This window comes from Streptomyces sp. NPDC050546, from assembly GCF_044457425.1.
Lineage (GTDB): Bacteria > Actinomycetota > Actinomycetes > Streptomycetales > Streptomycetaceae > Streptomyces.
This window is the reverse complement of record NZ_JBITGX010000003.1, coordinates 224,747-237,069: the sequence shown is the minus strand read 5'-3', so window position 1 is coordinate 237,069 and position 12,323 is coordinate 224,747. Positions and strand designations below refer to the sequence as shown.

The following is a 12,323-nucleotide window of genomic DNA, read 5'->3' as shown; positions in this document are numbered from 1 at the left end:
GAGCACTCTACACACTGTGTATACGCAACGTGTATACACGCCATGCATACACGGAGTGCGCGGGCCGTGGCGGGGTGTACGGGAGTGCAGGTGAGGGAGCCGGCAGTCCCGATCGTCACAGTTCGGAGAAGGGGCGGACGCCGGCGCCGCGGCAAGAACAGACCCTCAACGGGCACCGGGCACGATCCGGAACACCGGGACTCCTTCCCGGAAGGCCACTTCCAGGTCCGCCCCGACGGACAGCTGCCTCCCGGACAGCTGCCTCCCGGGCAGTCCCCTCCCAGACAGTTGCATCCCGGACAGTTCCCTCCCGGGCTGCCCCCGCTCCCCCACCACCTCCGTCATCATCCGCGGCCCCTCGGCCAGATCGACCACGGCGGCGACGTACGGCGTGCGTTCCGCGAAGGGCGGCAGGTCGTTGCGGTGGACGACGGACCAGGTGTAGAGGGTGGCCCGGCCGCTCGCGACCTCCCAGGTGACGTCCTCGCTCCAGCAGCGGGGACAGAACTCGCGCGGGTAGTGGTGGGCCCGTCCGCAGGCATGGCAGCGGCGGATGAGCAGCCGGCCCTCGGCGGCCGCGTCCCAGTACGTCCGGGTGAAGGCGTCGGGTTCGGGCAGGTCGAAACGCCCGGTCATCAGAACAGCCCCAGCGCACTGTCCAGCGACCACGTCTGCCAGGACATCCCGAACAGCCCGACCACGGACATCAGCGCCATCATCGAGTTCTGCCCCTGCTCGGCGACGTCGTGGATCATGAGCGTGAGGTAGAGGGAGTTGAGGAGGAACCCGCCGGCCAGGGCGATCGGGGTGAGGAAGCCGGCGATCAGGCCCAGACCCAGGGCGAGTTCCGCGTAGACGACGACGTACGCCATCACCCGCGGGTGGGGTGCGACGACCGCGCCGAATCCCGAACGGACGGCGCTCCAGCGGTGCTCGGCCGCTATCCCGGCCGCCCACTTGATGCCGGTGCCCCGCTCGAACCAGGCCCCGCGGTCCTTGTGCCGCCAGCTCTCCAGCCACCACAGCCCGAGCCCGATCCGCAGTACGGCCAGCCACTCCGCTCCGCCGAGCCAGATCGTGTCCATGCGATCTGACGGTACGTCAGATTCCTGGATCCGCAAGACCTCACGGTGAAGCTATGCGTTCACAATGAGTCCGACAGAATTGTTGGCAATTTTGTCAGCGACTGGCTACGTTCGCTGAGGCAAGCCCGGATCGAGTCCACGGAGGGCGTCAACGTGAAGCACAGGGCAGTCAGGCGCAGGAGCGTCATATGGGGGATCGGGGCGACGGCCGGTGCCGCCGCTGTCGGCGGTATCGCCCTGAACGCACAGGCGTCGAGCGGGTCGGGGTCCGCCTCCAGGGGCCTGGTCTTCGACAAGGACGGCTACACGGAGCAGACGACCACGATCACCGACGCGAACGGTGACGACCACGAGGTCGTCTACCGCTTCTGGAAGGCCGTCACCTATGTCGCCGCGCCGGTCGACGAGAAGTACCAGAGCCTGAACGTCAGCGCGCCCGTGAAGATCGACGGCAAGCCCGTGGACGCGAGCGGCGCGCCCGTCCTCTTCGCCAACTCCGTCGGCGGCTACATGCCCTCGTCCGTCGCGGACGCCACCGGCGTGGGCGGCGGAGGAGGGACCGGCATGCCTCCCGGAGGCGGGGGCAAGATGGTCAGTCTGCCGAAGCTGGCGCTGGCCGCCGGGTATGTCGTGGTCGAGCCGGGCGCCCGCGGCCGGACCCTGAAGAACTCGGCGGGCGAGTACTACGGCACCGCCCCGGCCGCCATCGTCGACCTGAAGGCCGCCGTCCGGTACGTCCGCGCCAACCAGGGCCGTATCCCGGGCGACACCGACCGGATCGTCTCCTCCGGCACCAGCGCGGGCGGCGCCCTGTCCTCGCTGCTCGGCGCCTCCGGCGACAGCCCCCTGTACGAGAAGTACCTGAGGGAACTCGGCGCGGCCGACGCCTCCGACGCCGTCTTCGCCACCGGCGCCTGGTGCCCGATCACCGACCTGGAGCACGCCGACGGCGCCTACGAGTGGAACTGGGGCACCAACGCCGTCCAGGGCACCGGCAAGGCCGTCGACCCGACGGTGTCGAGGGAACTGGTCTCGCAGTTCGCCGAGTACCAGGCCTCGTTGAAGCTGCGCGGCCTCGGCGGCTTCGGCGCGCTCACCGCCCGCAACTACGACACGTACCTGCTCAAGCGGTACATGGAACCCTCGGCCACCGCCTGCCTCAAGGCCCTGTCGGACACCGACCGCGCCGCCTACCTGGCCGGCCACACCTTCATCACCTGGAAGAACGGCACGGCACGCTTCAGCTGGGCCGACTTCCTCACCCACGTCGGCGCCCGCAAGAAGACCGCCCCGTCCTTCGACGCCTTCGACCTGTCCACCGGCGAGAACAACCTCTTCGGCACGGGCACGACCGGGACCCGCCACTTCACCGCGTACGGCCTGAAGCACGACACCACCGGCGACGCCGGCACACGGCTCGACGGCGACATCCCCGCGAAGCTGCGGCTGATGAACCCGATGCCGTTTCTGACCGGGAAGCCCAACAGCCACCGCAGCAGGCACTGGTGGATCCGCCTCGGCACCAAGGACACCGACACCTCGCACACGGTCTCCGCGAACCTCGCCGCCGCCGCGGCCGCGCTGGGCGACGACGTCAGCCACCTCTACTACTGGGACGAGGGGCACGGGGCGAACACCGACCCCGGCGACTTCCTCAGGTGGATCGCCAAGGTGACCGGCTACCAGCGCGGCAAGTAGGCCGCCTCCCGACCGGCACGGCCTCCGGCCTTCCCGTCTGTCACCGGAGGCCGTGCCCACCGGCCACATGTCAGGAGTGATCACCGGTCAGGAGTGATCACCGGCTCACCACAACCGGGCGCCCTACGCCACGAGCCCCACCCTCTCCTCCTACAGCCGTGATCAATCCGCAACCAATTCCGGTCTTGACCGAGACCCATCAAGCGGGCTCGGGATTACGCTCCCGCTCATGGCCGACTCCACGCCCTCCCCACACTCCTCCGCGCACCCCACACCGGACCGCCCCGTCTACGTCATCGGCGGCGGCCCCGGCGGACTCGCCGCCGCGTACGCGCTGCGCGCCCGGGGCATACGGGCCGTCGTCCTGGAGAAGTCCGACCGCGTCGGGGCGTCCTGGCGCCGCCACTACGACCGGCTGCACCTGCACACCACCCGCCGCCTGTCGGCCCTGCCCGGACTGCCGATGCCGCGCCGGTTCGGGCGGTGGGTGTCCCGGGACAACGTGGTGCGGTACCTGGAGAAGTACGCCGAGCACCACCGCCTGGAGATCGTCACCGGCGTCGAGGTGTCCCGGATCGAGCGCGCGCCCGACGGCACGGGCTGGCTGCTGCACGCCACCGGCGGCCGGGAGCTGACCGGCTCGGCGGTGGTCGTCGCGACCGGCTACAACCACACCCCACGGCTGCCGGACTGGCCCGGCCGCGAGGCCTTCACCGGCGAGTTCCTGCACGCCGGGGAGTACCGCAACGGCGAGCCCTACGCCGGCCGGGACGTCCTCGTCGTCGGCATCGGGAACACCGGCGCCGAGATCGCCGTGGACCTGGTGGAGAGCGGCGCCTCCCGGGTCCGGCTGGCCGTGCGCACCGTCCCGCACATCGTGCGCCGTTCGACCGCCGGCTGGGCCGCCCAGTACAGCGGTGTCCTGGTACGCCATCTGCCGGTCGGCCTCGTCGACCGGATCTCCCGGGCGCAGGCGAAGGTGGCGATCCCCGACCTGTCGGCCCACGGACTACCCCGCCCCGACACCGGCCTGTACACCCGGGTGAAGCAGGGCGCGATCCCGGTGCAGGACGTGGGCCTGATCGACGCCGTGCGCAAGGGCAGAGTCGAGATCGTGGCCGCCGTGGAGTCCTTCGAGGGCGGCGGGAAGGTCGCCCTCGCCGACGGCACCTTCGTCGAGCCGGACGCCGTGATCGCCGCCACGGGTTACGTCCGTGCCCTGGAGGACCTGGTCGGCCACCTCGATGTGCTCGACGCCGGCGGCAAGCCGGTCGTGCACGGCGCCCGCAGCCCGAGGACGGCCCCCGGCCTGTACTTCACCGGCTTCACCAACCCGATCAGCGGCAATCTGCGCGAACTGGCCCTCGACGCGGCGAGCATCGCGAAGGCCATCGCGCGGAACAGTTCGGTGTAGGCGGCATTCGGTCCCGGCCGACCCGCCTCCTGGCGCCCCCGCTCGACGGCTTTGCCTGCACGGCCATTCCTGACGTCGCATCGATTCAGTAATCTGACAGAGCGTCAGTTAGCGGCTGTCTCACAGGGAGCGGGCGGAAACGATGCTTGGATCGACCCACGGCACCCTCACCACCGACTCCCGCCGGGCCCGGGCCATCGCCTGTGGCGAGCGACCGGGTCCTGCCGTGCACGGCAGGCCGGCCCAGGAGGGCGACTTCGATGTCAGCGGGCGCCCGCTGCACGCCGACGTACCCGATCTCGACCACTTCTTCCGGCCCCGGTCCGTCGCCGTGATCGGCGCCTCGGACGCCGAGGGGCGCCCGAACACCGGGATCACACGGCAACTGGCCGACTGGGCCGACCGGGTCGGCGCCCGGCTGTACCCCGTGCATCCGAGCAGGCCGTCCGTCTTCGGCCTCCCCTGCTCGCCCTCCGTCGCCGACCTGCCCGAGCAGGTCGACCTGGCGGTCGTGCTCGTCGGCGACCCCCTCCCCGTGCTCGAGGAACTGGCCGAGGCCAAGGCGCGGTTCGCGGTCGTCTTCGCCTCCGGGTTCGCGGAGACCGGCCCCGAGGGCGAGGCCGCCCAGCAGCGCCTGGCCGCCGCGGTCGAATGCTCCGGGCTGCGGCTGCTGGGCCCCAACACCAACCTCAACGCCTTCGAGCACTTCCGCGACGACCTCGACGGCCCCGCGATCGCCCTGATCACCCAGTCCGGCCACCAGGGCCGCCCCGTCTTCGCCCTCCAGGAACTCGGCATCCGCCTCTCCCACTGGGCGCCCACCGGGAACGAGGCCGACCTGGAGACCGCGGACTTCCTCTCCTACTTCGCCGAGCAGCCCGGGATCGGCGCCATCGCCTGCTATCTGGAAGGGCTGAAGGACGGCCGCTCCTTCCTCCTCGCCGCCGACCGGGCCGCCCGGCGCGGAGTCCCGGTCGTCGCCGTCAAGGTGGGCCGCACCGAGACCGGCGCCCGCACGGCCGCCTCCCACACCGGCAAACTGACCGGCGCGGACACGGTGGTGGACGCGGCACTGCGCCAGTACGGCGTGATCCGTGTCGACGGCCTCGACGAACTCCAGGACACCGCGGCCCTGCTGGCCCGGGCCCGGCCGCCCCGCGCGGACGGCGTCGTCGTCTACTCCATCTCGGGCGGCACGGGCGCGCACGTCGCCGACCTGGCGACCGAGGCGGGCCTGCGACTGCCGGTGCTGTCCGAGGCCAGACAGGCCGAGCTGCACCAGTGGATACCCGGGTACCTGAGCGTCGCCAACCCCGTCGACAACGGCGGGCATCCGGTCGGGGACGCACGCGGCCGGAAGATCATCGACGCGATCCTCGCCGACCCCGAGGTCGGCGTGCTGATCTGCCCGATCACCGGCCCCTTCCCGCCCCTGAGCGACCGGCTCGTACGGGACCTGGTCGACGCGGCCGAGCAGACGGACAAGCTGGTGTGCGTCGTATGGGGATCGCCGGTCGGCACGGAACCGGCCTACCGCGAGGTCCTCCTCGGCTCCTCCCGCGTGGCCACCTTCCGCACGGTCGGCAACTGCCTCACCGCCGTCCGCGCCTACCTCACCCACCACCGCTTCACGACCGCCTACCGCTCCCCCTTCGACGAGGCCCCGCGCACCCCTTCCCCGTCCTGCCGCAAGGCCCAGGCGCTCATGCACCCCGGCGAGCAACTCAGCGAGCACGCCGCGAAGCAACTGCTGCGGGCGTACGGCATCCGCGTTCCACGCGAGCAACTGGTGACCAGCGCGGCGGCAGCGGTCCGGGCCGCCGGGCTGGTGGGCTATCCGGTGGTGATGAAGGCCTCGGGCGCCCGGATCGCCCACAAGACGGAACTGGGCCTGGTGAAGATCGGCCTGACCTCGGCGAGCCAGGTCCGCGACGCCTACCGGGAGCTGACCGACATCGCCCGCTACGAGGATGTCTCCCTGGACGGCGTACTGGTCTGCCAGATGGTCGAGCAGGGCGTCGAGATGGTCGTCGGTGTCACGCACGACGACCTCTTCGGCCCGACGGTGACCGTGGGGCTCGGCGGAGTGCTGGTCGAGGTCCTGCGCGACACCGCCGTAGCCGTACCGCCCTTCGGTGAGGAGCAGGCGCGGGACATGCTCACCGGCCTGCGCGGCCGGGCCCTGCTCGACGGAGTCCGAGGCCGCCCGCCGGCCGACCTGGACGCCCTGGTCGAGGTCGTGCTGCGAGTACAGCGCATGGCACTGGAACTGGGACACCAGCTGGCGGAGTTGGACATCAATCCGCTGATGGTGCTGGAGCAGGGGCAGGGCGCGGTGGCGCTGGACGCGCTGGCGGTGTGCCGCTGATGCCGACCGTGCTGCACACGACGGCCGGCCAGGTCCTCTCCATCACCCTGAACCGGCCCGAGACGCTCAACGCCCTCACACCGGAGCAGCGGGACGAGGTCGTCGAGCTCCTGTCTGCGGCGTCCGCGACGACCGACATCCGGGCGGTCGTCATCACGGGAACGGGCCGGGGCTTCTGCGCGGGCGCGGATCTCCGGGGCGCCGCCACGACCGGCGAACGTAGCGCCGGAGACGTCGCCCGCACCCTCCGCACCGGCGCGCAGCGCCTGATCGCCGCCGTCCTCGACTGCGAGAAGCCGGTGATCGCGGCGGTCAACGGCACGGCGGCCGGTCTCGGAGCCCATCTGGCGCTCGCCTGCGATCTCGTCCTGGCCGCCGAGTCGGCCAGGTTCATCGAGGTGTTCGTACGGCGAGGGCTGGTCCCCGACGGCGGCGGCGCGTATCTGCTCCCCCGCCTGGTCGGCCCGCGGCATGCGAAGGAGCTGATGTTCTTCGGCGACGCGCTCACGGCGACGGAGGCGGAGGAGTTGGGCCTGGTCAACCGGGTCGTTCCGGACGAGGAGCTGGAGAAGACGGCCCGGGCGTGGGCCGAACGCCTCGCCACCGGCCCGACCCGTGCCCTCGCCCTGACCAAGCAGCTCGTGAACGCCTCCCTGGACACCGACCGTGCGACCGCCTTCGCCGCCGAGGCCGCGGCGCAGGAGATCAACATGACGACGGCGGACGCGCAGGAGGGGGTACGGAGCTTCGTGGAGCGGCGGAACGCGGTGTACAGGGGCCGCTGAAAGGCTTCCAATCTGATACACCGTCAGCTTCAATCGTAGGTGTGATGGGACAAGCAGGAATGGCGGAAGCCGCCGTCCGCTACCTCAGGTCGCCCCGCGCCCCGGCCCCGGGGCCCGTGGATGCGCTGCCGCGCCCGGAGTTGCGCTGCGTGGGCGACGACGAGCGCGCTCCCCTGGACCAGGGCGAGTTCCGGAACGTCATGGGCCGCTTCGCGACGGGAGTGACGATCGTGACGGCACCCCCGGCCACCCCCGACACCGCCCCCGCGGGCTTCGCCTGCCAGTCCTTCAGCTCCCTCTCCCTAGACCCGCCGCTCGTCGCCTTCATGGTCGGCCGCACATCCACGACGTGGCCCCGGATCGCCCGCGCGGGCGTCTTCTGCGTCAACGTCCTGGCGGCCGGGCAGGGCGAGTTGTGCCGCTCCTTCGCGGTGAGCGGCGCGGACAAGTTCACGGGCGTGGCGTACGACGCGGCTCCCGTCTCCGGCTCACCCCGCCTCTCCGGCGCGGTCGCCTGGATCGACTGCGCGATCCACGCCGTCCACACCGGCGGCGACCACCTGATCGTGGTCGGCCGGGTGAACGCCCTCGGCACGGGCACGGACGATCCGGCCGGACCGCTGCTGTTCCACCGAGGGCGCTTCGCGCGGCTGACGGAGGGCTAGCCGACAGCCAGCCGCCACAGTGACGTGACCTCGGCGGCCCGTACGGCGTGCAGCGGATCGTCCGCGTCCCGCGCACGGGCATGACGCGGTCGGGCGTCCAACCGGCCGACCACCCGCAGTCCGGCCCCTTCCACGGCGGTCATCAACTGCTCCCTGCTGCGCAGCCCGAGCCGCTCGGCGAGGTCGGACAACACGAGCCAGCCCTCACCACCGGGTTCCAGCCGCCCGGCGAGCCCGCTCAGGAAACCGTGGAGCATGCCGCCGCCCGCGTCGTAGACACCGAGGTCGAGGTCGGAGGCGGGACGGCCGGGAATCCAGGGCGGGTTGCACACGACCAGGTCGGCGCGCCCCGGGGGATACAGCTCGGGCCCGGTCACCACCCGGACCACCCCCGAGAGCCCCAGCCGCCCCACATTGTCCCGCGCACACGCCCGCGCCCGCGCACTGACGTCGCTCGCCACGACCCGCCCGACACCCCGCCGCGCCAGCACGGCCGCGAGCACACCGGTGCCGGTGCCCAGGTCGAAGGCGACACGTACGTCACCGCCACGCGGCAGCGGAGCCCGCGCGACGAGATCGACGTACTCGCTCCTGGTCGGCGCGAACACCCCGTAATGCGGGTGCACCCGTGCCCCCAGCGCCGGGACATGGACGCCCTTCTCCCGCCACTGCCGGGCGCTGATCACCCCCAAGAGCTCCGTGAGGGCGACGACGACAGGCCCTTCGGACGGCCCGTACGCCTCGTCGCAAGCCCGGCGCACATCAGGCGCCCGGCGCAGCGCCAGGACGTGATCCTGCTCCAGCAGGACGAGCACCTTGCCGAGCACACGGGCGCGGTGGGCGCGGAACCGGCGCTGAAGGTGAAACACCTCGGCCGGGGTGCCGACCCCACTGGGCGCGGTACGCCCGACACGACGGTCCAGGGCACGCAGCAACTGCCGCGCCTGGTGAAAGTCCCCGCGCCACAGCAACGCGGTTCCCTCGCAGGCCAGCCGGTAGGCGACGGCGGCCCGCATACGGTCGTCGGCGACGACGACCCGGCGGGGCAGGGGCAGCCCGGACTCAGAATGCCAGCGGGCGGAACGGGGTTGAGTCTCGGTCCAGTGGATCGTGGACACGGCATACTCCTCGGAGGTTCGAGCGTGAACGAGCGCGCTGGGTCACGACGTCCACGTCTCCGAGGACCATTCCGAGTGTCATCGCCGAGCCTTTCGAAGCAGTTGTGCCGAGTGTGCCGGATTCTCAGCCGGGCAGTGCGCGAACGAAGCCGGCGACCAGCCTCGCGACGGCCTCCGGGGTCTCCAGGATCATGGGGTGGGTGGCGTCGATGCGCTGGACGCTGATCGACGGCCGGGTACGGGAGACCACGGCCAGCTCGTCCGAGACCTCTCGGGCGAACCGGGCGCTGAACTCGTCGAACCACTCCATGCCCGGCGCGGGCGGCAGCCGTCGCCCGGCCTGCACCAGCAGCAGCGGACGGTCCACCCCGTCCAGCCACGCGGCGACACCGTGCGCGCCGAGCCGGTGGAGCTCGTCGACGATCTCCAGCGCCGCCGCCCGCTCCGGCAGCGTCTGCCAGGTGCCGTCGGGCAACGGCCGCGCCGCCGCACGGGCAGCGGCCTCCGCACGCTCGGCGGGCACCCCGAACCGCGCGGAGTTGGCGACCTGCTGCTCGACATACCCTTCCGACGCGACGGCCCCGACCGACGCCAGCAGCCCCTCAGTCACCTTTTCGGCACCGGGATACTCCCGCCGCCACCAGAACCCGTCGAGATTCACGGCGGCACGCGCACGCTCCGGATACGCCCGGGCGTACTCGACGGCGACCAGCCCTCCGAGCGAATGCCCCACCACGACGGCCTCGGTCACACCGTGCGCGTCGAGCGTGTCGGTGATGTCCCGCACCACGGTGGAAAGCGCCCAGGGTGCGCTGTCGGGAGAACGCCCGTGCCCGGGCAGATCGACGCCGAGAACCCGATACCCGTCGCAGAGCTGAGCCGCCGAGGCACTCCAGTCGACCAGCGACCGCCCGAACCCGTGGAGAAGAACCAGTTGCGGGCCATCGCCCCCATAGTCATGCGCATGCAGGAGAGTCATATGACCCTCACGGTAGGCCGCCCCACACCCTCCCGAACACCGAATTACGCCGCACGGGCGCCCCACCCCCACTCACCGATCACCGCTGAACCCACCCGGCGCCCCTGCAAGACCCGACCGCGCCCGCTGACGCCGCTCAGCGAACCAACGGGCCAAAGCCCGCAACAGAGCTGCTTGGCCACCCGCCTCCCCGGGCCGCCCGCTCGCTTCTCCCCCGTGCTGGAACGGCCTGAGTCAAGGGTCGGCCGCAGGCCGATCGCCGAAGGCGACGCGCAGCGCCCTTGACGCAGGCCGTGGAAACACGACACTGCCAAAGAAGCGGGCGGCCCCGACAGTTACTCAGTGACGTACAGCAGTCAGACGCGCAGCGGCCAGACGCATCCCATCAGGCACCGATCTGACGCCGAACGGCGGCGAGAGCCTTCCCCCAGGGAAACGCCCCCGGGTTCCCCCTCTTCGGAGGGTGCGACTCGTATCCGTCCGGGCCGTCAAGGACGATGACGCCCTGCTCGCGCAGCACGGCGATCGAACGCGCCACCGCGGGTTGCGCACCCTGTGCCTGGTTGAAGTACGGCATCGCTGTCACCGGCACGCCCATGTGCACCGCCTCCGACGGGATGCCGATCGCGACGGTGTCCGCGATCCCCGCGCCCCACTTGTTCAGCGTCGTACACGACATGGGCGCCACCAGCATCGCGTCCGCTTTCGGCAGCACGTCCTCCTCCCAAGGCAGCTTGTACCGAGACCGCACAGGGTGACCGGTGAGTTCCACGAGTTCCCCCATACGCGGCTCCCACCAACTTGCCGCAGACGGGGTGAGGATGAGGCACACGTCCCACCCGTCGGCCCGTGCAGCACGCACACCGTCGTCGATGTACTGGGCAGGACCCGCGGCACAGGCGATCAGATACAGGGCCGGCTTCGTCATGCACGGAGTCCACAACGTCCGGCCAGCGCACGCAACTCGCCCCCGGGGTCGGGGGTTGCGCCCACGATGTCCTTGACCAGGTTCACCGTGTCCCGCCTCCCCCGCACCTCCTCCGGCGCCAGCCTTTCGGCCTCCAGGAGTTCCTTCGCGGCATCGCCCTTGCGCCGTGTCATGAGCGAAGCGCGTGCCAAGGCGACGTGGTGTCCGGCTTGACGCTCTCGGGTCATCCTGCCGAGAGCTTCTGAGCTCAGCTCGTTGGCGGCTTCGAGCGCCGACCAGCCGTCCTCAAAGCGCAGCAGCACGTCCACCCGGTGCAGCCCGACGTTCGTAGGGCCGAACATGGTCCAATCCTCGTTGAGGTCCGCTCCCTGCCGGTCTGCGATCTCCCCGGCTTCGGACACGAGGTCCGTGGCCGCGCGCACTCGCGCAGTGGTACGCGCTTGCGACGAGGCCGCGAGGGCAGCGGACAGATACAGCATGCCGAGGGTCGACAGCCCGAGAGGCCCCTGCTCGGCGAGCTCACTTCCGAGCCGACGCGCGGCGGCGATCGCGAACTCCATGGCCGTCTGAGGTCGCTGCTGATGGACGAGGCTCTTGGCCACCCTGCGAGCCGCAGCGCCGACCTGGACCGGGTTGCCGGAGCGTTCCGCAGCGGCGATCGCCCGGTCCGCGGCGAGGGCAGCAGGGATCGCCGTCGCTTCCCCGTACTTGTGCAGGTATGACGTCACCAACTGGTAGACGCGGGACAGCAGGGCCTGCGCATCGGATTGCGCCCCCGCGGGTGCGTTGTGCACTGCTTGGCCGGCGCCTGCGATCAGCGCGGGTAGCTCGCGGGCGAGTGTGCCGTAGTGGCAGGCCTGAAACGCTTCGCAGCAGTAGGCCAGGCGCCGTTGCAGGACGGTCGGCGCGGGCAGCTCGGCATCGAGGGCGGGTCTGTACAAGGCGTCGATGATGCCGAGGGCTCCGGTAGGCGGGGCACTGGCCGCGGGTGAATCGGACGGGGTGTCGGTCAGCAACTGCTCCAGGGGGACGCGCAGAACTTCTGCCGCGCGCACCAGTACAGAAAGACGCGGGTCTTGTTGGCGTTTGCCGCCCTCGACGTCCTGCACCCAGCGCTTCGTCTGCCCCATGAGCTGGCCAAAGTCAGTCTGGGTGAAGCCCCGACGATCTCGCCAGTATGCGATGCGTCGGCCGATTCCAGAAGTGTCCATCGCGTGCCCCCGAGCCAAGGCACGCACTTTGCGTGCCGCCACTGTTGTACCGCGCCTTAGCGTCAGTTGTGT

The 12,323-nt window shown here is 71.1% G+C and carries 11 protein-coding genes; 5 read left to right on the top strand and 6 right to left on the bottom strand.

The genetic code is table 11. The features are described 5' to 3' along the window. Positions 1-165 precede the first annotated feature (165 nt). Together ACIBK5_RS09110 and ACIBK5_RS09105 are read right to left on the bottom strand one after the other, a co-directional pair. Entirely contained in the window at positions 166-636 is a 471-nt protein-coding gene (locus ACIBK5_RS09110) for a Zn-ribbon domain-containing OB-fold protein (RefSeq protein ID WP_399017723.1), read from the bottom strand. Then, entirely contained in the window at positions 636-1,085 is a 450-nt protein-coding gene (locus ACIBK5_RS09105; protein ID WP_399017721.1) for a DoxX family protein, read from the bottom strand. Before ACIBK5_RS09105 ends, ACIBK5_RS09110 begins: the two co-directional genes overlap by 1 nt. A gap of 153 nt (positions 1,086-1,238) precedes the next feature. On the opposite strand from ACIBK5_RS09105, the gene ACIBK5_RS09100 reads away from it, so the two are divergent. From ACIBK5_RS09100 to ACIBK5_RS09080, 5 genes are all read left to right on the top strand, one after another. Further along, complete coding sequence (locus ACIBK5_RS09100) at positions 1,239-2,783, top strand: subtype B tannase (RefSeq protein ID WP_399017720.1); 1,545 nt, start codon at positions 1,239-1,241, stop codon at positions 2,781-2,783. 229 nt (positions 2,784-3,012) lie between these two features. Beyond that, positions 3,013-4,197 carry a flavin-containing monooxygenase gene (locus ACIBK5_RS09095; RefSeq protein ID WP_399017718.1) on the top strand — a complete coding sequence of 395 codons (1,185 nt, stop codon included), beginning with the start codon at positions 3,013-3,015 and terminating at the stop codon, positions 4,195-4,197. Between the two features lie 142 nt (positions 4,198-4,339). Beyond that, positions 4,340-6,565 carry an acetate--CoA ligase family protein gene (locus ACIBK5_RS09090; RefSeq protein ID WP_399017716.1) on the top strand — a complete coding sequence of 742 codons (2,226 nt, stop codon included), beginning with the start codon at positions 4,340-4,342 and terminating at the stop codon, positions 6,563-6,565. Then, positions 6,565-7,350: an enoyl-CoA hydratase/isomerase family protein gene (locus ACIBK5_RS09085; protein WP_399017714.1), complete on the top strand. Its 786-nt coding sequence runs from the start codon at positions 6,565-6,567 to the stop codon at positions 7,348-7,350. The genes ACIBK5_RS09090 and ACIBK5_RS09085 overlap by 1 nt, the downstream gene beginning before the upstream one ends. 44 nt (positions 7,351-7,394) lie before the next feature. Beyond that, positions 7,395-8,015: a flavin reductase family protein gene (locus ACIBK5_RS09080; protein ID WP_399017712.1), complete on the top strand. Its 621-nt coding sequence runs from the start codon at positions 7,395-7,397 to the stop codon at positions 8,013-8,015. Here ACIBK5_RS09080 and ACIBK5_RS09075 read toward each other — a convergent pair. The 4 genes from ACIBK5_RS09075 to ACIBK5_RS09060 form a co-directional block, all read right to left on the bottom strand. After that, positions 8,012-9,133 carry a methyltransferase gene (locus ACIBK5_RS09075; RefSeq protein WP_399017710.1) on the bottom strand — a complete coding sequence of 374 codons (1,122 nt, stop codon included), beginning with the start codon at positions 9,131-9,133 and terminating at the stop codon, positions 8,012-8,014. The genes ACIBK5_RS09080 and ACIBK5_RS09075 overlap by 4 nt on opposite strands. Before the next feature lie 124 nt (positions 9,134-9,257). Beyond that, a complete protein-coding gene (locus tag ACIBK5_RS09070; protein ID WP_399017708.1) occupies positions 9,258-10,112 on the bottom strand; it encodes an alpha/beta fold hydrolase in 855 nt (284 codons plus the stop codon). 385 nt (positions 10,113-10,497) lie between these two features. Continuing rightward, on the bottom strand, positions 10,498-11,040 hold the full coding sequence (locus ACIBK5_RS09065; protein WP_399017704.1) for a flavoprotein: 543 nt from the start codon (positions 11,038-11,040) through the stop codon (positions 10,498-10,500). Continuing rightward, positions 11,037-12,251: a helix-turn-helix domain-containing protein gene (locus ACIBK5_RS09060; RefSeq protein WP_399017702.1), complete on the bottom strand. Its 1,215-nt coding sequence runs from the start codon at positions 12,249-12,251 to the stop codon at positions 11,037-11,039. Before ACIBK5_RS09060 ends, ACIBK5_RS09065 begins: the two co-directional genes overlap by 4 nt. Between the last annotated feature and the right edge of the window lie 72 nt (positions 12,252-12,323).

Coding starts and splice junctions, on each gene's coding strand:
- ACIBK5_RS09110 (WP_399017723.1), bottom strand. CDS start 636: ATGACCGGGCGTTTCGACCTGCCCGAACCCGACGCCTTCACCCGGACG.
- ACIBK5_RS09105 (WP_399017721.1), bottom strand. CDS start 1,085: ATGGACACGATCTGGCTCGGCGGAGCGGAGTGGCTGGCCGTACTGCGG.
- ACIBK5_RS09095 (WP_399017718.1), top strand. CDS start 3,013: ATGGCCGACTCCACGCCCTCCCCACACTCCTCCGCGCACCCCACACCG.
- ACIBK5_RS09090 (WP_399017716.1), top strand. CDS start 4,340: ATGCTTGGATCGACCCACGGCACCCTCACCACCGACTCCCGCCGGGCC.
- ACIBK5_RS09085 (WP_399017714.1), top strand. CDS start 6,565: ATGCCGACCGTGCTGCACACGACGGCCGGCCAGGTCCTCTCCATCACC.
- ACIBK5_RS09080 (WP_399017712.1), top strand. CDS start 7,395: ATGGGACAAGCAGGAATGGCGGAAGCCGCCGTCCGCTACCTCAGGTCG.
- ACIBK5_RS09070 (WP_399017708.1), bottom strand. CDS start 10,112: ATGACTCTCCTGCATGCGCATGACTATGGGGGCGATGGCCCGCAACTG.
- ACIBK5_RS09065 (WP_399017704.1), bottom strand. CDS start 11,040: ATGACGAAGCCGGCCCTGTATCTGATCGCCTGTGCCGCGGGTCCTGCC.
- ACIBK5_RS09060 (WP_399017702.1), bottom strand. CDS start 12,251: ATGGACACTTCTGGAATCGGCCGACGCATCGCATACTGGCGAGATCGT.